Genomic DNA, 21,772 nt, shown 5'->3' with positions numbered 1-21,772 from the left:
CTGATTTCGCGTGGAATCAGCCTCTTTATATACGCAGATAAAGGAGGAACTCATGCGTTTACGGAGAAAACCGTGGATTGACGAGGCCATTTTGGATTACGCTTCGTTCGTCCACTTGGAACATTGTGAAGAACATAAAGGAAAATGGCGGGAGCTGTTCGAAGATCCGGACAAGCCCCTGTGGGTAGAGCTCGGCACGGGCAAGGGGAATTTCATTTCCCAAATGGCCCAGCTCCATCCGGAAGCAAATTTCATCGGCATTGAAATCCAGGTCGGCGTCCTGTATTACGCCGGCAAGAAATGCGCCGCCGCCGAGGTGAACAACGTCCACCTGCTGCGGTTCGACGTGGCCCGTTTGGAAGAAATCTTCGCGCCCGGCGAGGTATCCCGCTTTTTTATCAATTTCTGCGACCCCTGGCCGAAGAAGCGCCACGCCAAGCGCCGCCTGACGTACCGCGATTTTCTCGACCGCTACGCCCGTCTGCTGGCGGAGGGCGGCCGCATCGATTTTAAATCTGACAACGCGGGCTTGTTCGACTTTACGCTGGAAGAATTTAAGGAACGGCAGTGGCAGCTGTCGGAAGTGACGTACGACCTTCATCACAGCGATATCGTCAACGAAGCGATGACCGAATACGAAGCAAAATTCAGCGCGAAAGGACAGCCTATTTTTCATTGCGCGGCTATGCCGCCGGCCGGAGGAATAGGTCATGACGAAGGAAACTAAAGAACTGCGGCGGACCTACTGGGCCCTGCTGACGGCCTTTGCCCTGCTGGTCGCTATGGGCATGGCCAACGTATTCAGCGCGACCTTCGTGTCCGACGGCGTTCACGGCCGGTTTTTCAATCACCTGATGCGCCAGGCCATTTTTTTCGCCGTCGGGCTGGGGCCGGCGCTTTTCCTGTATAAAAAAGATTACCGCATATGGCGGAACTATACGAAGTGGATTATCATCGGAGCCGTCGTCCTCCTGCTGATCGTCTTTCCCATCGGCATCGTCGTCAACGGCGCGCGCCGCTGGATCGGCGTCGCCGGATTTACCTTTCAGCCGTCGGAGGTGGCGAAGCTGGCCGGTATTTTGTATGCGGCGTCCCATCTGGCCGACTTCTTGGAAAAGCGCAGGCCTATTGAATTTTTATACCGCCTGTCTCATGCTAAAGACGTTGTATTCTGGCGGCGGCTGCGGTTTGTGCCCCATATCGCCTTATGGGGGCCGCTGCTCATGTTCCTATTGGTCATGGAACAGCCCGACGCCGGCACGGCCTTCGTCATCCTGGCGATTCCGGCGGTCATGGTTTTTGCCGGCGGCGCGCGCTTGTCCCATATCAAATGGCACTGCGCCGTACTGGGCGGCGGCGCGCTGCTGTACCTGTTGTCGGCGCCGTACCGCATGAACCGCATCATCGCCTGGCTCGACCCTTGGGAATATGAAAAGACTCTGGGCTACCAGACGGTGCAGAGCCTCATCGCCATTGGCTCCGGCGGCATCCTGGGACAAGGCATCGGCGACGGCGTCAGCAAATTCAGCTATCTGCCCGAAGCCCATACGGACTTTGCCTTTGCCATACTGGCCCAGGAATGGGGTCTGCGCGGGTCTATTTTTATCCTGCTCCTGTTCTGTACGGTCGTCTACTTCGGGGCTATGACGGCCTGGAACTGCCGGGATAAATTCGGCATGTTTACGGCCTTGGGCATTACGCTGTACTTCGGCGGCCAGGGCTTTATCAACATCGGCATGGTCTGCGGCGTCCTGCCCGTCGTCGGCGTGCCCCTGCCCTTTATCAGCTACGGCGGCACGTCCCTGGTAGTCAACATGGCGGCGGCGGCCCTGCTGCTCAACATTTGCCGGCAAAATTACAAACAGGCCATGGAGCGGGCCGCGGCGGAACCGCAGCCTGTCCTGCGGTCCATGAAGGAAGAAACGCGCAGCCGCTTTCCCCTGCGCTGATTGCATTAGGAGGAATATATGGAACAACGAAGGATTATTCACGTAGAGGAACGGCTGCCCCTGCTGCCGACGATTCCTCTCAGCCTGCAGCATTTGTTTGCCATGTTCGGCTCGACGGTGCTCGTGCCGTTCCTGCTGCACGTAGATCCGGCGACGGCCCTGTTTATGAACGGCATCGGCACGCTCATTTACCTGACCATCTGCAAATGGCGGCTGCCGGCGTACTTGGGCTCGAGCTTTGCCTTTATTTCGCCGGTTCTGGCCGTCTGTGCCGTACCGGGCATGTCCTACGGCGACGCCCAAGGGGGCTTCATCGTCTTCGGCCTGTCCTTTATCGTCATTGCGGCTCTCGTCGACAAAATCGGAACGAAGTGGATCGACGTCCTCTTCCCGCCGGCGGCGATGGGCTCTATCGTAGCTATCATCGGCCTGGAGCTAGCGCCCCTGGCCATGACCATGTCGGGCTATATAGGCGAAGCCCAGGGCATGTCAAACGAAATGGCTATGATCATCTCGACCTTTACGCTCATCGTCACGATTCTCACCAGCGTATTGGGCCGCGGATTTTTAGGCATCATTCCCATCCTGGTCGGCGTCGTCGCCGGCTATATCCTGTCGTATTTCATGGGCGTTGTCGACTTGAGCCACGTACAGGAAACGCCGTGGTTTGCCTTCCCGACGTTCTACAAGCCGGAGTTTAACCTCAGCGCTATCATGATGATCATGCCGGCCCTGTTCGTCGTACTGGCCGAGCACCTGGGACACCTTTTCGTGACCAGCGACATTGTCGGCCGCGACCTCATCAAAGACCCGGGCCTGCATCGCTCCCTCTTTGCCGACGGCGTGTCCAACGTCCTGTCGGGCCTTCTCGGCTCGACGCCGAATACGACGTACGGCGAAAACATGGGCGTCATGGCCATTACAGGCGTATACAGCACCTGGGTTATCGGCGGCGCCGCCGTCTTCGCCATCATTTTTTCCTTTATCGGCAAGATAGCCGCCCTCATCCACGCCATTCCGACGCCGGTCATGGGCGGCGTGTGCATTCTCCTGTTCGGCTTCATCGCCGCGTCAGGCCTGCGCATGCTCGTTGAAAAGAAGGTCGACTACACCCGGTCGAAGAACCTCATCCTCACGGCTGTGACGATGATTTCCGGCCTCAGCGGCGCGACCATTGTCTTCGGTCCCGTCCAGCTCAAGGGCATGGGCCTTGCGACGGTCGTCGCCATGGTGCTGAGCCTAGTCTTCCTGCTCTTTGAACGGCTTCATTGGGCCAATAAAAATTAAAAAAATATGCAAAAGACCTGCTGCATGGGCGGCAGGTCTTTTGTTATGGAAGACGGTGGGCTGCAGTTGTACGATATCAGGGCTGTTGATATAAGGTAAACGTTAACGGATATGCCAAAAATGATTCCTTTCTGACGATGCAAAGGGGACTCGAAAGAGTCCTCTTTTTTTTCGTCTTCTATGCAATGGGGAGGAAGCTGTGAAAAACGGGCTTGATAAATCGCGGCGGTCATAGTATTATCGGATTACGAAAATGATTCCTAATCCATTGTGCAATCGCAAAGGAGGGAGCGCTATGCCGCTTGCCGATGTATTATATAAAAAGGATTTAACCCGCGACGATTTAATTTACCTGCTCAGCCTGACCGACGCCGACGAGATGCAGGCCTTGTACGACCGGGCCTATGAGGTCAAGGCGGCCAACGTTGGCCGCGTCGTCTATTATCGCGGCCTCATTGAATTTTCCAACCGCTGCATCAAGAACTGTCTGTACTGCGGCATCCGGCGGGACAACGACGAGGTGGAGCGATTTGACACCGACCGGGACGATATCCTGGCGATGGCGAAATGGGCTTATGACAACCAGTACGGTTCTTTGACGCTTCAGTCGGGCGAACGGCAGGATGAGGCGTTCATCGATTACATCGAAGGGCTGGTGCGGGACATCAAGGCCCTGAGCCACGGCGAGCTGGGCATTACCCTCTGCGTCGGCGAGCAGGACGAGGCGGCCTACCGCCGCTGGTTTGAAGCCGGTGCGCACCGCTATCTGCTGCGCATCGAGACGAGCAATCCCGCATTATACGCCAAGCTTCATCCGCAGGACGGCCACCATCAATGGCAGGTTCGTAAGAACTGCCTCGACGTGCTGCGGGCCATTGGCTATCAGGTCGGCACCGGCGACATGAGCGGCCTGCCCGGCCAGACTATAGAAGATTTGGCCGACGACATATTGTTTTACCGCGACATGGATATCGACATGATCGGCATGGGGCCTTACGTCGTCCATCACAATACGCCTCTTGGCAAGGCCGTCGTAGCCCAGGGGCTTGATTCGGCCGAGGGGAAACGTCGCCGTCTTGAACTGGGCCTCAAGATGATCGCCGTGACGCGCCTGTTTTTGCCGGACGTCAACATCGCTTCGACGACGGCCCTGCAGGCCCTGCATCCCATGGGCCGCGAGCTGGGCCTTAAGGCCGGGGCCAACGTCCTCATGCCCATCGTGACGGTGCCGAAGTTCCGCTCTCAGTATTTGCTGTACGACAACAAGCCCTGCGTCGAAGACACGCCGGGCCAATGCAAGGACTGCCTGGCCGCCCGCGTCGCGTCGGTCGGCGATACGGTAGGGCTCGGCCAGTGGGGCGATTCGCCGCATTTTTTCCATAAGCAAAAGACGTAGGCATGCTAATTTCGCATACAGTTGCCAAAGCGCCTTTTCGTAGGTCATAATAGAAGTATACCTTACGATGAAAGGCGGGATTTCTATGCAGTTGACAGAAGAGCAGCGAGATATACAGAGGATGGTGCGCAACTATGCGCAGGAAAAGATCGCGCCCCTGGCGAAGGAAATCGACGAGACGGGGCGGTTCCCGGCCGAGGCGATTCAGGGATTGGCTGACATGGGCATTATGGGGCTGAACATTCCCGAAGAATACGGCGGAGCCGGCATGGATGAAATCTGCAAGGTCGTCGCTATTGAAGAAGTGGCGAAATGCTGCGCCAGTACGGCGGAGATCTTGGCCGTTCACCTGCTGGTCAACGATATCATCGTCAAGCGCGGCACGGAAGAACAGAAGCGGGAGGTTTTGCCGGCAGCAGCCGAAGGGCGGTTAGGAGCTTTTGCCTTGACCGAAGCCGGGGCCGGTACAGATGCCGGCGGGCTGACGACTAAGGCAGCCTATGCAGACGGACGCTATGTATTAAACGGTACGAAGTGCTTTATCAGCAATATGGGGCCTCATGAAGGGCATCACGTCGTAGTCATCGCCGTGACGGACAAGGAAAAGGGGACTCGCGGCGGCATGACGGCCTTTTTGATGAAGCGGGACACGCCGGGATTTTCATTGGGCAAGACGGAAGATAAGATGGGGATCCGCGGCGCAGCTGTGTCGGAGCTGATTTTTACGGACTGCGCTGTGCCGGAATCGTGCGTGCTGGGTCGTGTCGGCGACGGCTTTAAGGTCGCTATGAGCGGCCTCGACGGCGGGCGCATCGGCATTGCCGCCCAATCCCTCGGCGTGGCCGAAGCGGCCATGGCTGGCGCTGTCAAATATGCGAAGGAACGGGTTCAATTCGGCAAGCCCATTGCGGCCAAGCAGGGCCTGCAATGGTATCTGGCCGACATGGCGACGCGTCTGGAAGCGGCTCGTCTCCTCGTATACAACGCCGCGTCGGAACGGATGGCCGGCGGCGATATCAGCCAAGCGGCGGCGATGGCGAAATATTATGCCTCTGAAGCAGCCTGCTACATCTGCGATTTGTCCTTGCAGATACACGGCGGCTACGGCTACATGAAGGACTACGACATCGAACGCCTGTACCGCGACGCCCGCATCCTGCGCATTTACGAGGGGACGAGCGAAGTGCAGAAAATGGTCATTGCCAGACACGTGCTGCAGTAAGGCGCGAATTTGATACTATATACCCTCTTTGCTGGATGTCACGGCAAAGAGGGTATTTTGTCATGTTGCTGGTATGACAAAATAGCCGCCTTCGGTGAAAGAGAAGGCGGCCTTTGTAGATTGAGTGCAAGTATATCTTGCCAACGGGCTGGCAGTCATAGTATTATCAAACTAATTCCATTTCGGGAACATAGCATAGATATGTATATACAAGGGGGATTCAGATGAACAGAGCAGATGCGGCAGAACAAATCGTCGCCGATTTAAGAGAACTGGCGGTGCTTACGTCAGACGAAGGCGGTGCCCAGCGCCTGTCGTGGACGCCGGTGTGGCAGCAGGCGACGGAATGGTTTCGCTGTCATATGGAAGCGGCCGGAGCCGAAGTGTCAATGGATGCCGTCGGCAATATATGGGCGAAGTTTGCCGGTGAAAGTGAAGCGTCCGTCGTCGTAGGGAGCCATATTGACTCCGTACCGGACGGCGGCTGGCTGGACGGGGCCCTGGGTGTAGCGGCCGGCATGGGCTACGGCGCGTATTGCCTAGATGGAAAGAAGCCGAAGAAGACTTTGTATGTCGTCGGCTGGGTCGATGAGGAAGGTATGGCCTTCGGCAAGAGCTGCTTTGGGTCTGCCGTCGCCAGCGGTTCTATGACGGCCCAGTCGGCGGCGTCTCTGACAACGAAAGACGGGGAATCCTTCGCCGACGTGCTGCGAACGTGCGGATTGGACGGCGAGCGGATAGACGAGGCGAGGGCGGCCTTTGCAGCGCGGCAGGTCCAGGCCTATTTGGAACTGCACATCGAACAGGCGCCGCTGCTGGCGCAGAACAAGACGAGCGCTGCTTGCGTGTACGGCGTGTGCGGCTGCCACCGCGAGTACATTACGTTTACGGGACAGCAGAGCCATTGCGGTTCGCCTGTAGCGTTGCGGCGCGACGCCTTTTTAGCGGCTGCCGAAGCAACCGTTGATTTTAATAAAATAGCGTTGAAATACGGCGCGTACTGCACAGTCGGGCAAGTAGACGTCGCCCCCAATGTCGTGACCATTTCTCCCGGCCGCTGCCGCATTTCCCTGGATATCCGCTGCATCGACAAAGAAACGTTCCAGACGATGATAGACGAAGCCCGCGCCGCCTATGAAGGGCGGGCCAGGGAACACGGCGTAGCTGCAGCGCATGACGTCCTTTGGCACAAGGAGCCCGTATTGTTTGACGAAACGCTGAAAGAGCTGTGCCGTCGTGCCGTCCAGGAGGAAACGGGAAGGGACGCCGTCATGTATTCCGCTCCGCTCCACGACGCCGTAGAAATGGTAAAGGCTGCGCCGTCCATCATGATGTTCGTCATGTCGGACCCGGGCATTTCCCACTGCAAGGAAGAAGACACGCCGGAACCGGCGTTAAAAGAAGGTATCCGGGCCTTCCTGCGGCTCATCGAAGCCGTATTGGACAGGTGAAATTTTCTTGACGGAAATTATAGATGTTTGCTATAATAATTCCGTTATGGAAAGGTGTCCGAGTGGTTTAAGGAGCTAGTCTTGAAAACTAGTGATGCGGCAACGCACCGTGGGTTCGAATCCCACCCTTTCCGCCAAGCAAACAACAGGGCTCGCCGGTTTTCGGCGGGCCCTTTTAGTTCACTAGTTTGGGCCGTTTTTTGGACGAGGGGTTTAAAAAAGGGGTTTATTTCATGAAAGACAGGCGCAGGAAGGCGTATTTGCAGCTTCCCTATGGCATTAGAATCTGTCTGTGAGCGATTTCGTCCTGTCATAGCTGCGCCGTATGCGTCATCCTTGTGATACATTGAGCAGGGCGAAGGCGGACCAAATGGCCGTGATGATGATGTACAGGATAATCTGCGTTTTCGTGTAGTTGCGGCGCTGGCGATACAAGAGATACAAGCCGAGGGGCCAGCAGATGATGAGGGCAGCCCACAACATCCATTTTTTGTCATACCATTTCGTTTCCATACGTATATCCTCCTAATTTTTTGTTTTATAGGCAATAAAGCCGGCTTTGCGCAGTCCGAGGCTGCGTGTTTCGTCTGGAAGAAGGGCTCAGCGCGGCCGGCGGGAATCTATTTTGCCCGGAGAGTTTAGGTACAGCATAGAATACTTTTTTATCGCTGTCAATAACGGGGCGCGCTTATTCGTGCTCTTGAAAGCAGCGGCGGCGAGGCTGCGGCAACGCTGGCAGAGGGGCGCAAAGCGTTGAATTTTCGGCAGGGAATTGACAGTTTTTTTTCGTAAAAATATAATAGGAATGGAATAGCTGGAACGCTGCAGGCGGCGTGTCGGCGGCGAAACATATATCGTATGGAGAGAAGTAAGGAGGTTCGTTATGTCGAGATTCCATGAGGAAGAGATTACCTGTCCCCGGTGCGGCAAAACCAGCCGGTTTAAGGTATGGGACAGCGTGAATACACAGACCGATGAAGAAATGAAGGACGCGGTGCGGTCGCTGGAAGCATTTACCATGCATTGTCCGCACTGCGGATACGAGCACGTCGTCAGCTATAATTTCTTGTATCATGATATGGATGGAGCTGTTATGATCTATCATGCTGCCGACGAAAAGGGAGAGGAAACGGCGCGTCAGGCTTTCAAGCAGGCGATGGCGGTGCTGCACGACGCGGCGCATTACGTCTGCCGCATCGTCCATTCCTTCGACGAAATGCTGGAAAAGCTCCGCATCACTGACGCCGGTCTGGACGACCGCATTATTGCGTTGCTGAAGCTGCTGGCTGAACGGCAGGTGGAAGCCCAGTATCCTGAGTTTCATGTGACGGGCTGTTATTTTATCCGGGACGAAGAGGGCAAGTTTATTATCCACCTCATTGACGATGGCACGAACGAAGCGCTGAACGTCGATTACGAAGCCAGCTTCGCCGAATTGTACGAAACGCTGCGGAACGAATTCAGCAAGGAATTGGAAGAACAGGCGAAGGACGTGCCGGTCATCGATAAGGAATGGGCCATTGCGTTTTTAGATACTGTTATGAAATAAAGCGCTGTGAAGGGCAGCGGACATATCAAAGCTCGCGGGGCCATGTTTCCGCGGGCTTTTGCTGTAGCTGCAGGCAGGGCACGCAGGCTGCCCCGGGGGGAAGAGAAATGAGGGGGAATGGCCCTATTTACTTGCGAAGTGGCAAATATGTGTTATATAATTAAGGATATATGTAGGTTTTTAATTAGATGATTGTTTTTACCAAAGAAAAGGGGCTGTGATATGTATCACATAAGTGTTTTGACGGGACGTCAGGACGAAGATGATTTTGGAGAGCGGTTGCGGGATATTGCCCGCGTCGAATATTGTCCGGAAGCCGATGAAGACGTCATGGCTGACCGGCTGGAAGACGCCGACGTGATTATCTGCAAATCGGAACGGATTTCCGGCTCGCTCTTGGACCGGCTCGACGACTTGAAGCTCATCGTCATTTTATCGACGCGGTATGACAACGTCGATTTAGATGGGGCTGCCCGCAACGGCGTTCTCGTCGTCAATAACATGTCGTATTGCGTCGACGATATTGCCGATCATACGTGCGCCATGATATTGGCCCTGATTCGGCAGCTGCCGGAATACTTGACGGACATCAACGTCAACAGCCGCTGGGAGTACGGCTCCGTGGCCTGGCCTATCCACCGCGTGAGCAGCAATCTCATCGGCCTCGTCGGATTCGGCCATATCGGACGGGCCGTCGCGTCGCGCATGCAGGCTTTCGGCTGCAGCATTCAGGCTTACGACCCGTTTGTCAGCGAAGACATCATGAATGCGCATCATGTCCGTCCTGTCGATATGGATCAGCTGCTGGAAACGAGCGACGTCGTATCGCTCCATATGCCGCTGAATGAAACGACGCGGTATATTTTCCAGGATGAACAGTTCGAGCAGATGAAGCAGGGCGCTATGTTCGTCAACTGCTGCCGCGGCGGCCTGGCTGACGAAGCGGCGCTGTACCATGCCGTCGACGACGGACACATCCGCAGCGCGGCGCTGGACGTCTTGTCTATGGAGCATCCCAGTCCGATGCTGCTCAAGATGATCGCCCGGCCGGAATTCCTGCTGACGCCCAACGTCAGTTTCCATTCGGTCGAAGCCGATAAGCAGGTCCGCGACGACGCCGAGACATATATTCGCCTGTTCTTTGAAGGACGGCGGGACGAACTGCCGATCGTCGTAAAAGATACATATTAATATCGTGCATACAGGCGGCGCATCGGCGCGCCGCAGGATAAACCGACATACGAAGGGGGCTTTATGTCTTGCGCATTTGGAAATTCGCCGCAATGGCATGTCTTTGCTGCGCCCTGTTAGGGGGCTGCGGCCCGTCTTCCGACACGAAGACGGCCGCCGAGTCCGCCGCTCCGGCAGCGCAGCAGGAACAAGTGGAAATGGCCGTTCCCGAAAAAGGGATTCCGGTCCTCATGTATCATATGATAGGCGACGTGCCTGATAACGACGCCGTTCTGCTGGAATCGCACTTCCGCGAGCAGATGCAGTTTTTAAAGGATAACGGGTTCCATCCCATTACGCTGCAGCAGCTCCATGAATACATGACGGAAGGGAAGGCCGTTCCTGTAAAACCTGTCGTGCTGACCTTTGACGACGGATATCCTGATACATATTCCATCGTCATGCCCGTCATGAAGGAATTCGGATTTCCCTGCACCGTATTCATCCCGACGTATGATGCCGACCAGGGCACGCGTCTGACGTGGCAGCAGATCCAGGAAATGAAAGACGCAGGCATTACTATTGCTTCGCACAGCTATCGTCATGAGCGCCTGACAGAGCTTTCAGCGGCAGCCGTCGAAGAAGACGTGCAAAAGAGCCAGGAAGCGCTGAAGCAGCGCCTTGGCATCGACAACGAATTTTTCTGCTATCCCTATGGCCGGGTCAATGAGGCTGTTGAAGACGTCATGAAAAAGCACGGCGTCAAGCTGGCCGTCACTATGAATCCGGGATGGGCCAAGCGCGGCGACAATCCCTATGCCGTCAACCGCATCTGGATTGGCAACGCCGTCGATATAGAAAACTTTGAGCAGCGCGTTACGACAGAGCAGTACGAAGAACGATAACGCCGTGTCTATCTTTACATTTCTGAGGTAACTATGAAGAAACATTTCAAAGATATTTGCAAATTTTTAATAGTATTGCTGGTCTTTTTCGGCGTGACGTCGCCTGTCGTCGTACTGTTCGGCCCCTTTGACAACATCAAGAGGACCGTCGTCGGCGCGATTTTAAAAAGCCGCCACCCCCAGTACATTACGTGGCTTTTTTCTCAGGAAGAAATCGATAAAATACTGGGCGGCATCAGCACGGCGCCGAAGCAGGAGCTGTTTAAATTTACGGCCCGCACCGATTCGTCCCTGAATTTAAAGCAGATTGAATCGAGCCGCTTCAAAGGCTTTTTGCTGGAAATCCCCGACCCGAAGCGCATCGAAGTAGCGACGGCGGAAAATATGGATGAAAAAGGCGACACGACGAGCGGCATCGCCAAGCGGCATGACGCCGTGGCGGCCATCAACGCCGGCGGCTTTTACGATGCCAACGGTACCGGCACGGGCCGCAGCCCGTACGGCTTTATCATTCATGACGGCCGGTTCCTTCTGGGGCAGAATTCCCTCGACGTGGAAGTGAACGAATTCGTCGGATTCAATAAAGAAGGAAATCTCATCGCCGGTACGTACAGCAAGGGCGAAATCATCGAAATGGGCGCGAAAGAAGGCATATCCTTCGGCCCGGCCCTCATCGTCAACGGCGAAAAGATGATTACCGACGGCGACGGCGGCTGGGGCGTCGGCCCCCGCACGGCTATCGGTCAGCGCAAGGACGGCACGGTGCTGTTTTTGGTCATCGACGGCCGCCAGCCCGGGTATTCTGTCGGCGCGACGCTGCGGGACCTGCAGAATATCCTCTATGAAGAAGGCGCAGTTATCGCGGCCAATCTGGACGGAGGCTCCAGCTCAACGCTGTACCTCAACGGCAATATAGTGAACAAACCGGCGGACTTGCTGGGCGAACGCATGATTCCGACGGCATTTATCGTCAAATAGGAGGTATGTATGAACACGAAACGAGTTCTCTTGGCCTTCGTTGTCGGCATTGCCGTCCAGGCAGGCGTATATTTATATTTGGACAGGGTGCTCTTTGCGCCGGCTTCGGATTTCCAGATCGCCGGCACGAACCAGCAGGAAGCCCTGGGCTTCGGCGTAGAGCCGAACGGCCAGTCCTATTATTCCTTTGACAAGCGGTTTATGGCGACTATTGTCGACGACCAGGTGTCGATTTACGAAGCCGGTAAGAAGGGCGAGCCGCAGCGCATCAACCTGCACGGCAAGAAGGTATCCTTCTTCGAATGGCTGCCGGATCGCAATCTGGCTATTTTTGCCACCTACGGCTACGATAACGAGACGGGCAACTATGAAGTCCACATCGCCCAGTACGACCCGGTATATCCCGAACGGGAGCTGGACACGCCTATCGAAGACGCGCCGGAAGACAGCAAGATCGTCGACGTAGCCTACTCGACGGCGACGAACGTCGTATACATGAAGCTGGAAGTGGCTCCCGAACGGTACCGCATTTACCGTACCGACGCCAACTACGATACGCGGCGCATCCACGTCCAGGCTGAAAACATCGGCCGCATCGCCGTATTCTACGACGAAGACATCTTCTTCTATGACAACCTGCGCACCGGCGTCGTCTACATGTTTGAAGGAGCGACGAGCAGCTGGCGGGAAATCTCGCCGGTCGGCAAGTACCGTCTCGTCGGCATCGACGGCCAGGATATTTACGTCGCCGAGCTGAACCGCGACGACAAGGTTGTCGCGGCATACCGCGGCCGCCTGCGCCAAGGCTTCACGAAGATAGCGACATATAAAACGCCGGAAGACTTTTCCAAGCTGACCCTCAACAGCATGCTGGAAGCGTCGGATAAGATGGAAAGTTCCGGCGATACAAATAAGTAAGGTGATACGATGGCAAAGCATAAAATCCCCAAGAACCGGTCTCTCGAAGACATGTTCAAGGGCGTAAAAGAAGAAATAACCTTTGAAACGGCCGATTGGGACGACGAACCGGCGGCAAAGCCCCGCGTCGTTCAGAAACCGGCAAAAAAGCAGACGGCGTCGGACTTCCGCAAGCAGTTCTTTACGGACGACTTGCAGGAAAAGGTTGGCTCCCTGCTGCTGGAAATCAAGATGGCCTATTATAAAGACGGCGTCGGAGATATTTCCCTGGAAGTCGTCAAGGACGGCCGCAACGTCGTCATCAAGACGGGGCCGAAGACAAGTAAAAAGACTCGCTGAGTCTGTATTGGGGGACGCTGGGCGTTCCCCTTTTTTCATGAAGCCGCCCGGCAGGAGGGACTATGGTTACGAGAGAAGACATGATGCGCCGCTATCCGAACTGCGGCATCATTGAAGAAGAATTTGAAAACTCCAAATGGTTTTCCGTATTCATGCAGCTCGTCTTCACCTTGGTCGGCATGTATTTTTTCTGGCTCATGCTCGGCGAAGCGACGCTGGCGGCACGCCTGGACAACATCGCCGTCCTGCTGTTCTGCCTGTGGCGCATCCACAGACAGCGCGACGTCGTCTGCTTCGTCACCGACAAGGGCCTCATCGTGCGCCGCCAGTTCATGTCTCTCCGGGAATTTTGCGACGAGCAGATTCACGAAGAGCGCAGCTTCGTCTTCCTCCCTTACAAGGATATTTTTCTCATCTCCGACAACTGGCAGGAAATCGAGCTGGGCAAGGCCGAAGAAGGGGGTATCGCCGTGCTGCCGGTCCACATGCAGTTCTTGTCCAGGAAAAACAAGCAGCGCATCATCGACCGCATTAAGGAATGGCAGGAGACGCACGACGAATCATAGGGCCCAAGAAGAGAAAGACGAGCGTAAAAAAGAGATTTGAAGAGGATAAGAGCAAAATAAAGGGGATTCATGAAAAAATTCCATCATTTTGAATAGCGAAAACTCTTTATTATTTTAACGAAATAAAGTAAAATAAGGACTGTATTTAGAACTGTGTAAGATATGAAGGGGAGATTCAAGATGATGTGGAAACGGTTGGCAGTCGTAGGGGCGGCTGCACTTGTAGCAATGAATATAGTCGGCTGCGGCAGCGAGGGGTCTAAGGATAGCGCCGCAGCGGAACGAAATAAAATCGTCATCGGGCTGGACGACAACTTCCCGCCCTTCGGCTTTCACGACGAAAAAGGCGAGCTCGTAGGCTTCGACATCGACATGGCGAAGGAAGCGGCGAAGCGCCTGGGCATGGAAGTCGAATTCAAGTCCGTCGACTGGGACAGCAAGGAAACGGAGCTGACGAGCAAGCGCATCGACGCTATCTGGAACGGCTTGTCCATCACGCCGGAACGGGAAAAGAACATTCTCTTCTCCCGGCCCTATCAGAATGGCCCGCAGATCCTGTTAGTCCGCGGCGATTCGCCTATTCAGGGCAAGGCCGACCTGACCGGCAAGATCGTCGGCACCCAGCAGAGCAGCACGGGCCTCGAAGCGATCAACGCTGAGCCGGAGCTGCGCGATTCCTTTAAGGAACTGAAGCAGTATTCGGACAACGTCACGTCCTTCATGGATTTGGAAGTCGGCCGCATCGACGCCGTAGTCGTAGCCTTGACGACGGCAGCATACTTCAAGCAGCAGAACAACGCCGATTTCCGCATTATCGACGTGGGCTATCCCAGCATTCCCTGCGGCGTCGGCATGCGCAAGGACGATACGGAGCTGAAGGCAAAGCTGGACAAGGTATTGGAAGACATGCACAACGACGGCACGTCTAAGAAGATTTCGGAAAAATGGTTTGGCATGGACGTATCCATGTAGGAGGTATGGAAAATGGACGTAAAGAAATTAGCGGCTATAGGAATGCTGACCGCAGCGGCGGCGACGATGCTGGCCGGCTGCGGCGGTGAAGAAAAAGCGGCAGATAAGCTGCCCGATAAAATCGTCATCGGTCTCGACGACAATTTCCCGCCTATGGGCTTCCGCGACGACAGCGGCAACATCGTGGGCTTTGACATCGATTTGGCTACGGAAGCGGGCAAGCGCATGGGCATTCCCGTCGAATTCAAGCCTATCGACTGGGACAGCAAGGAAGCGGCCTTGAAGAGCAAGCAGGTTGACATGCTCTGGAACGGGTTGACTATTACGGAAGAACGGGCCAAGCAGATCGCCTTCTCCAAGCCGTATCTGGACAACGCCCAGATCCTCGTCGTCCGGGCCGATTCGCCCATTGCCGACCGGGCGGGCCTGTCGGGCAAGATCATCGGTACCCAGGAAGGCAGCAGCTCTATCGACGCCTTGGAAAAACAGCCGGAATTTAAAAACTCCCTTCAGGAAGTCAAACGGTACGGCGATTTCGTCGCCGCCTTCATGGATTTGGAACTGGAACGCATCGACGGCATCCTCGTGGACAGCGTCGTAGGCCGCTACTACATGAGCAAGAAGCCGGGACAGTTCAAGGTCATCGACAACAAGATGGGCGACGAACAGTACGGCATCGGCATGCGCCAGGAAGACAAGATGCTTCAGGACAAGCTCAACGAAACCTTAAAGCAGATGAGCGCCGACGGCACGATGACCAAGATTTCCCAGAAATGGTTCGGCGAAGACATTACGATCAAAGTAGAATAATCACGAAGGGCCCAGCAGGTGATAGCATGCAGAGGGCGAGGGGCGGCAGCTCCGCGCTTTCTGCGCCTATCACCTTATGTGCGTCTTTACGGCCCTTATAAGCGAGGAGACACCATGGATTACTTATTGAATATTGTCCCGGCCATTGCCGGCGGGTTGGAAATCACCCTGCAGATTTTTGTCATTACCATCGTACTGAGCCTGCCCCTTGGCATTCTCATGTCTATTGCCCGCATTTCGCGCATCATGCCCCTGCGGAAATTCATGGGCGCCTATATTTACGTCATGCGCGGCACGCCGCTCATGCTCCAGATCTTATTCATTTATTACGGCCTGCCCTTTATCATCGAAGGCCTGCGCCTGCCTGATTTTCCGGCGGCCATCATCGCCTTCGTATTCAACTATGCGGCGTACTTTGCGGAAATCTTCCGCGGCGGCATCCAGTCTATCGACAAGGGTCAGTACGAAGGGGCCAAGGTCCTCGGCATGACCTACGTCCAGACCATGCGGCGCATCATCCTGCCCCAGGTCGTCAAGCGCGTCCTGCCGCCGGTGGCTAACGAAACGATCAACCTCCTGAAGGATACGTCTCTGGTCTACATCCTGGCCATGAACGACATCCTGCGCATTACGCGCTCCATCGTACAGCGCGACTTCGACACGACGGCCTTCGTCGTCGCCGCCGTGTTCTACCTGTTCTTTACCTTTATTCTGACAAAGGTATTCACCTATCTGGAAAAACGCTACGCCGTATACGACGAATAAAGGAGGAAACGATACGATGAGTTTTATTGAAATGGATCATATACGCAAGCAATTTGGCAATCTGGAAGTCTTAAAGGACGTGACGCTCCACGTCGACGAAGGCGAAGTCGTCTCGATCATCGGCCCGTCGGGCAGCGGCAAGAGTACCTTCCTGCGCTGCCTGTGCCAGCTCGAAACCATCGACGGCGGCACGATTACTGTCGACGGCGACGTCATGGTCAGCCAGCCCGAAGGCAGCCGCCGCTCCGTCTACGCCCCGCCGGCTCAGGTGCGGGCCATCTGCCGCCGCATGGGCATGTGCTTCCAGCATTTCAACCTCTTTCCCCATATGACCGTCCTCGACAACATCCTCGAGGCGCCGCGCATCGTCAAGGGTATGAAGACCGAAGACATCATGCCGACGGCGGAAGAACTGCTGAAAAAGGTCGGACTGTGGGATAAACGGGACGAATATCCGTCGCGCCTGTCCGGCGGCCAGCAGCAGCGCGTAGCCATCGCCCGGGCCTTGGCCATGAATCCGGACATCATGCTGTTTGACGAACCGACGTCGGCCCTCGACCCGGAACTGACAGGCGAAGTCCTGCGGACCATCAAGCAGCTGGCCGACGAAGAAATGACCATGATCATCGTCACCCACGAAATGGCCTTCGCTAAGGAAGTCGCCGACCGGGTCATCTTCATGGCCGACGGCCTCATCCAGGAAGAAGGCACGCCACAGCAAGTCTTCGAAAACCCGCAAAACGAACGAACCCAAAGCTTCCTGAAATCCATGCTGCGGTTCTGATAGAAACGAAACTAAAAACCGGCAAGTGCGAACGAGCATTTGCCGGTTTTTGTGATATATGCGGTGCATTTTTCAGTATGCGGACGACACGATGTGTCGGTGGGGAAAATTTTTTACCGGATATGGCGTATTTTTTTATTGCGTACACCCCTCCCCCCGATAAATATAGTAAAATCATGATATACAAGAATAAACAGTAACAGAATGGGGGGGGGGGGGTACGGTTCATATAATAGATATGACCTGAAAACGCAGGGAATTTCTGCCCTGCTGCATATAGCATATCCATACAGGCAGAGCGCAAGTTCTGTCCTTTTGTCGTGCCATTTTCCCGAAGCATACCCCTTGTCATACGGAGGACAGCTGCGTATGTAAATAGGTTTTTAGGTATGCAATAGCATTTAGCTAAGGAGGAATAGGTATGAAGGGAACAGGATTACGACGAGCGGTGTTATTAGGCTTGGCTATGAGTTTGACTGTAGGAACTGTTGGATATGCCGAAAGTATTTATGAAGGTTCTTTAATTGCTGATACAGGAGATATTATTTATGGTGGTGAGGATTCGACAGATAATTATATTATTACAGCTGACGAAGAGCATTCTGCTATTGAATTGAGTGATAAGAAATATGGTGTGTCTGTTACGACCCAAGGCGATATTACGTTAAATAATAGCAGTGGGTACGGGATTTCTACTACAGGAACCGAATCTCAAGGGTATGTTACCTTAACAGGTAATGATATTTCTATTACTGGTTCGGGTATTTTATTAGATTATGCCAATAATAATGGTTACGGAAACGATGAAAAAGCTGTATATGCTGATATTAATGCTTCTGGAAATTTTGTAATTGGTAAAGACGGCGACGGAAATATTGCAACGTCTGGATTGCAAGTAGATACATACGGAGGAACAATTGATGTCAATGCTGGAAAGGGAATTTTAATTGACGTTGAAGGTTCATTATTAGTTGGTGCATCAGAATCAGGTCATGTTAATATGACAGCTAATGAAGATATTATTCTTGATGCAAATAGCAGCAGCTTTTTAGTTCAAGGATATATTCAAAATATGAATATGCAAAATCAAGAATCTGAAGACGGAGAGCTTATCGGGATCAATGGTCTTCGTACATCAAATATAACAATAGAAACAACGGGTACAGTAAAACTTTCAGCGACAGACACAAGCCAATCTAGCTATATGAATGTAGGGATATTTGCAACGGGCACTAGAAAAGGGTAGATGCCTCCGGTTACCAGTGATAATCCTGCTGATGCTCCTTATATTGATGAGGATGGATATCGTATGTCAGATGATAATATCACTACCATAACAGGCAATATTGTAGATATTTCAATTACAAACAAAAATGGTATGGCTGTTGGTATTTTAGCTCAGAAATCAGATAAAGTATATGTCAATTTAAATAGTACAGAAGGTATTAATTTTACTACTACGTCTGAGCAAGGGATTGGAGCTGTGGGACTTGACGTAGCTGATGGAAATATTAATTTTACAACGACAAATGGTAGTAATATTATAAAAGGAATTGTTAATAATGAAAATGGGCAGGGCATTGGTATTCAAGTAGAAAATAATGAATCTTATGGATATACTTATCAAAATTGCATTACTATGCAAAGCGGATTAAATAACACCGTATACGGTACGAGTACGGCTGTATATAATACAGGCAGCGATAGTATTGTCAAAGCAATCGCTGAAAATGGTGGCAACAATTTGTTTTCGGATAAGGCAATTGCCGTACAAGCTGTTGATAAATCTCAAACATACTTGACGGCTACTAAAGGCCTGAATATGGTACAGACTAAGAATGTAGAAGCGAATGCTATTAATGCCGACAACAGCACGGTAGGATTAACTGGTTATCGAAATGTGATTGTAAATGGTGAATATAACAAAAATACTTACGGACAGGGTGTTGCCGTATTGGCAGCCAATGAAGCTGACGTCAGTGCGATAGCAACAGGTTTAAATGATATTCAAGGCGCTGTACAATCTGCAACGATGGCCAATGTTACTGTTACAGGCGACAGCAATCATATTCGTTCGGCGGCTGTTGTGAAAGACGAATCTGATGTAGATGGCTTTCATACAGATCATATTACATCAGCAGTATATGCGAAAGACGGTGGAAATATTACTATTACAAGTACTGCAAATCAAAGTATTATTGAAACGGCAACTAATGTATCTCAAAATGTCGATACGGATATCGCTAAAGAACGAACTGTCTGGGCAGAAAATGGTACGATTGCAATTAACGGATTAACGGCTATCCAGGCGTCTAATGGTTCTATTGACGATACGAACAGTGTCGGTATTGCCTTAGTAGCTGGAGCGAGCCGTGTAGAGGGCAATCCGGAAGAAGAAACGAAACCGTTCAGCGGCGTGATTAACGCCAACTTAGCTGACGGCAGTTATATTTACGGCGATATGCTGGCTGGCAATGGCGGGTTGCTGAATGTTTATAAGGGAGCTGGTTCCGAAATTACGACGTTTTCCAACGAAGGACAAGCAATCCAAAATGCAATGATTCAAGGGAATGCTTTATCTGGTAACGGCGGCGAGCTGAACTTGAAGCTCGGAGCAGGCACACAATGGGATGGCCGAGCCGACGATTACCAAGATGCGGACAGCGATACGTGGAAAAATGGACATACGGATATTTTTACGCCGGAATTCAGTAATAACGTTGAAAGTTCTGGGAATGTCAACATCGAGTTAGACGGCGCAAAATGGCATGTAACTGGTCAAAGTTGGGTAACAAACCTGAGCGGCAATAACGGTACGGTAGATTTGACGAATGGTACGTCGACGCACGCCCTCCATGTCGGTAACTTAACGGGCAGTCATAATTTCGTTGTCAACCTTGATAAGGAGCATTTTCTTAGCGATATGCTGTATATCCATGATGTAGGGACAGGCGAGGGCGATACGAATACGTATGTACAGCACGTTATCATTAACAATATCGAAGGCATCGACCAGATTGCCGACGGAGAAAAACTGCGTTTTGCCACGGTATTGCCGGGGATTGATAATCTCTACTTTACTGGTGAATATGACGGCGAAACGATTGCAAATGATGGAATAGCTGCAAGAGCTAACATGGTTATGATGCGGGATCGCGGCGTTATGAATAACGCATTCTTGATTAAAAACGAAGCATATAATCAGGAGGACGCTGAAAATCAGGGATATAACGGCGATAATTTTAACGAAGTAAAACCAGGCGATGCATATATTGATGCGAATTACGGCGATAACGGTACAAACTGGTATTTGCAGCGTACGAAGTCGGCTGATCAGACGTCTGACGCCGGCAAGACCGTCGTAGCTATGTCGCGAATTAACTACTCCAACGCTATCTATATGGACCGTCTGAACAAGCGCATGGGGGAAGCTCGCTACATCGACGGCGACGAAGGGCTTTGGGTTCGTATGCGTCATGACCGTATCGGCAAGTCCGACGCTTTCCGCAGTATGAACACCATGATGGAATTAGGCTACGATACGCGGGTGAACGACCGCGAGGACGGCGAACATCGTCAGGGCGTGGCGATCGACTACATGCGCGGCACGGCGGACTACAAGAACGTAGCCGGTGAAGGCGACGTACGCCGCGGCGGCATCTGGTTCTACGACACGTGGCTGGGCAATAAGGGCCATTATACGGACTACGTCTTGAAGTTCGGCAGATTGTCCAACGATTTCGAACTGTACACGAGAACCCTCGGCGAAAAAGTTACCGGCGATTACAGCAACTTTGTCTATTCGGCCAGCGCCGAATACGGCCGCAAGAAAGACCTGGGCAACAACTGGTACATCGAGCCGCAGGCTCAGATCCAGTATGCTCACGTCACCGACGCCGACTACACGACGAGCCAGGATACGCACGTCCAGCTCGACGCCATTGACAGCTTGATTGGCCGCGTCGGTTTCCGCCTCGGTAAGGACGTCGGCGAAAAGAGCACCTTCTACATCAAGGCCGACGTGCTCCATGAATTCCTTGGCGACCAGGACATCGAAGCCCGCGACGCCACGGGCCTTCTCAGCACGACTTACGAAAACGAAGGCACGTGGTACGACATCGGCCTCTCCCATCAGTTCAGCAAGGGCACCTATATGTACCTGGACATGGAAAAATCCATCGGCAACGACAATGAAGACACGTACCAGTTCAACTTTGGCATGAACTGGAAGGTCTAAGGAGCAGTGGAACGGGAAGCGAAATGCCCGGTCTGCGGCAAGGTCTTTACGGCGCACCGCGCGACGGAGCGGTACTGCAGTGCGTCCTGCCGGCGCTACGCCTACCGCCATCGGGACGAAGCGCCGCCGTCTCAGCGAGCCGGAGGAAAGGTGCTGCGCTCCTTCCGCTGCATCCGCTGCGGCAAGTGGGTCGTCGTGACGCAAGGGGCGGATAAGCGGAGAAAATTCTGCTCGCCCCATTGCGAGCGGCTGTACTGGAAGCATTCCAAAAACGTGGAGTCCCAGCCCGTACAGCACGCCTTCCGCTGCCGGAACTGCGGCGTCCTCGTGGAAATACGGGACGCTAAGGACAGGCGGACGGCTTTCTGCAGCGCCGATTGCCGCAAGCAATGGTTTTCCTTGCATAGAAACAGATAATATATGACGAGAGCCGGAACATCTATGCGATGCCCGGCTCTTGTTATTTATGATATG

General features: G+C 53.4%; 21 protein-coding genes and 1 tRNA gene. 21 read left to right on the top strand and 1 reads right to left on the bottom strand.

Features of this window, described 5'->3' with window-relative positions:
* Window positions 1–52: 52 nt before the first annotated feature.
* The 7 genes from trmB to E0L13_RS10470 all read left to right on the top strand — a co-directional run bounded on the left by trmB (window position 53) and on the right by E0L13_RS10470 (window position 7,442).
* Window positions 53–727 carry a tRNA (guanosine(46)-N7)-methyltransferase TrmB gene (trmB, locus tag E0L13_RS10500; RefSeq protein ID WP_087477925.1) on the top strand — a complete coding sequence of 225 codons (675 nt, stop codon included), beginning with the start codon at window positions 53–55 and terminating at the stop codon, window positions 725–727.
* Window positions 711–1,949, top strand: a complete 1,239-nt coding sequence (locus E0L13_RS10495) for a putative peptidoglycan glycosyltransferase FtsW (RefSeq protein WP_087477926.1) — start codon at window positions 711–713, stop codon at window positions 1,947–1,949. Before trmB ends, E0L13_RS10495 begins: the two co-directional genes overlap by 17 nt.
* 18 nt (window positions 1,950–1,967) lie before the next feature.
* The gene (gene uraA / locus E0L13_RS10490) at window positions 1,968–3,236 is read left to right on the top strand and encodes a uracil permease (protein WP_168062248.1); all 1,269 of its coding nucleotides are present in this window, start codon (window positions 1,968–1,970) and stop codon (window positions 3,234–3,236) included.
* Window positions 3,237–3,531: 295 nt separating this feature from the next.
* Window positions 3,532–4,632, top strand: coding sequence for a [FeFe] hydrogenase H-cluster radical SAM maturase HydE (gene hydE, locus E0L13_RS10485; RefSeq protein WP_168062246.1), 1,101 nt, complete (start codon window positions 3,532–3,534; stop codon window positions 4,630–4,632).
* A gap of 85 nt (window positions 4,633–4,717) precedes the next feature.
* Complete coding sequence (locus tag E0L13_RS10480; protein ID WP_240924726.1) at window positions 4,718–5,854, top strand: acyl-CoA dehydrogenase family protein; 1,137 nt, start codon at window positions 4,718–4,720, stop codon at window positions 5,852–5,854.
* A gap of 224 nt (window positions 5,855–6,078) precedes the next feature.
* Window positions 6,079–7,305: a Zn-dependent hydrolase gene (locus tag E0L13_RS10475; protein ID WP_168062244.1), complete on the top strand. Its 1,227-nt coding sequence runs from the start codon at window positions 6,079–6,081 to the stop codon at window positions 7,303–7,305.
* Window positions 7,306–7,353: 48 nt separating this feature from the next.
* Window positions 7,354–7,442, top strand: a tRNA-Ser gene (locus E0L13_RS10470).
* Window positions 7,443–7,635: 193 nt separating this feature from the next.
* On the opposite strand, the gene E0L13_RS10465 is transcribed toward E0L13_RS10470, so the two are convergent.
* A complete protein-coding gene (locus E0L13_RS10465) occupies window positions 7,636–7,818 on the bottom strand; it encodes a hypothetical protein (protein ID WP_087477931.1) in 183 nt (60 codons plus the stop codon).
* Window positions 7,819–8,188: 370 nt separating this feature from the next.
* Between E0L13_RS10465 and E0L13_RS10460 the strand changes: the two genes are divergently transcribed.
* The 14 genes from E0L13_RS10460 (at window position 8,189) to E0L13_RS10395 (ending at window position 21,715) form a co-directional block, all read left to right on the top strand.
* Window positions 8,189–8,854 carry a CpXC domain-containing protein gene (locus E0L13_RS10460; protein ID WP_168062242.1) on the top strand — a complete coding sequence of 222 codons (666 nt, stop codon included), beginning with the start codon at window positions 8,189–8,191 and terminating at the stop codon, window positions 8,852–8,854.
* Window positions 8,855–9,076: 222 nt separating this feature from the next.
* On the top strand, window positions 9,077–10,045 hold the full coding sequence (locus E0L13_RS10455; protein ID WP_168062241.1) for a C-terminal binding protein: 969 nt from the start codon (window positions 9,077–9,079) through the stop codon (window positions 10,043–10,045).
* Between the two features lie 68 nt (window positions 10,046–10,113).
* On the top strand, window positions 10,114–10,929 hold the full coding sequence (locus E0L13_RS10450; protein ID WP_168062239.1) for a polysaccharide deacetylase family protein: 816 nt from the start codon (window positions 10,114–10,116) through the stop codon (window positions 10,927–10,929).
* Window positions 10,930–10,962: 33 nt separating this feature from the next.
* Entirely contained in the window at window positions 10,963–11,907 is a 945-nt protein-coding gene (locus E0L13_RS10445) for a phosphodiester glycosidase family protein (RefSeq protein ID WP_168062238.1), read from the top strand.
* A 9-nt stretch (window positions 11,908–11,916) separates the two neighbouring features.
* Window positions 11,917–12,825: a hypothetical protein gene (locus E0L13_RS10440; protein ID WP_168062236.1), complete on the top strand. Its 909-nt coding sequence runs from the start codon at window positions 11,917–11,919 to the stop codon at window positions 12,823–12,825.
* A 9-nt stretch (window positions 12,826–12,834) separates the two neighbouring features.
* The gene (locus E0L13_RS10435) at window positions 12,835–13,164 is read left to right on the top strand and encodes a hypothetical protein (RefSeq protein ID WP_095629317.1); all 330 of its coding nucleotides are present in this window, start codon (window positions 12,835–12,837) and stop codon (window positions 13,162–13,164) included.
* Window positions 13,165–13,226: 62 nt separating this feature from the next.
* Window positions 13,227–13,730: a hypothetical protein gene (locus E0L13_RS10430; RefSeq protein ID WP_168062234.1), complete on the top strand. Its 504-nt coding sequence runs from the start codon at window positions 13,227–13,229 to the stop codon at window positions 13,728–13,730.
* A 180-nt stretch (window positions 13,731–13,910) separates the two neighbouring features.
* Window positions 13,911–14,702 carry an amino acid ABC transporter substrate-binding protein gene (locus E0L13_RS10425; protein ID WP_168062232.1) on the top strand — a complete coding sequence of 264 codons (792 nt, stop codon included), beginning with the start codon at window positions 13,911–13,913 and terminating at the stop codon, window positions 14,700–14,702.
* 12 nt (window positions 14,703–14,714) lie between these two features.
* A complete protein-coding gene (locus tag E0L13_RS10420) occupies window positions 14,715–15,512 on the top strand; it encodes an amino acid ABC transporter substrate-binding protein (RefSeq protein WP_168062230.1) in 798 nt (265 codons plus the stop codon).
* A 114-nt stretch (window positions 15,513–15,626) separates the two neighbouring features.
* Complete coding sequence (locus E0L13_RS10415; RefSeq protein WP_087477941.1) at window positions 15,627–16,277, top strand: amino acid ABC transporter permease; 651 nt, start codon at window positions 15,627–15,629, stop codon at window positions 16,275–16,277.
* A 16-nt stretch (window positions 16,278–16,293) separates the two neighbouring features.
* Entirely contained in the window at window positions 16,294–17,061 is a 768-nt protein-coding gene (locus tag E0L13_RS10410; protein ID WP_095629320.1) for an amino acid ABC transporter ATP-binding protein, read from the top strand.
* A gap of 421 nt (window positions 17,062–17,482) precedes the next feature.
* Entirely contained in the window at window positions 17,483–18,307 is an 825-nt protein-coding gene (locus tag E0L13_RS10405; RefSeq protein ID WP_168062228.1) for a hypothetical protein, read from the top strand.
* 576 nt (window positions 18,308–18,883) lie between these two features.
* Window positions 18,884–21,298 carry an autotransporter outer membrane beta-barrel domain-containing protein gene (locus tag E0L13_RS10400; RefSeq protein ID WP_168062226.1) on the top strand — a complete coding sequence of 805 codons (2,415 nt, stop codon included), beginning with the start codon at window positions 18,884–18,886 and terminating at the stop codon, window positions 21,296–21,298.
* Between the two features lie 6 nt (window positions 21,299–21,304).
* On the top strand, window positions 21,305–21,715 hold the full coding sequence (locus E0L13_RS10395; RefSeq protein WP_087477944.1) for a hypothetical protein: 411 nt from the start codon (window positions 21,305–21,307) through the stop codon (window positions 21,713–21,715).
* Window positions 21,716–21,772 lie beyond the last annotated feature (57 nt).

Source organism: Megasphaera sp. SW808 (genome assembly GCF_012027795.1).
In the GTDB taxonomy this organism is placed as follows: domain Bacteria; phylum Bacillota; class Negativicutes; order Veillonellales; family Megasphaeraceae; genus Megasphaera; species Megasphaera stantonii.
The sequence above is the reverse complement of the archived record's forward strand: the minus strand, read 5'-3'. Positions and strand labels throughout refer to the sequence as shown.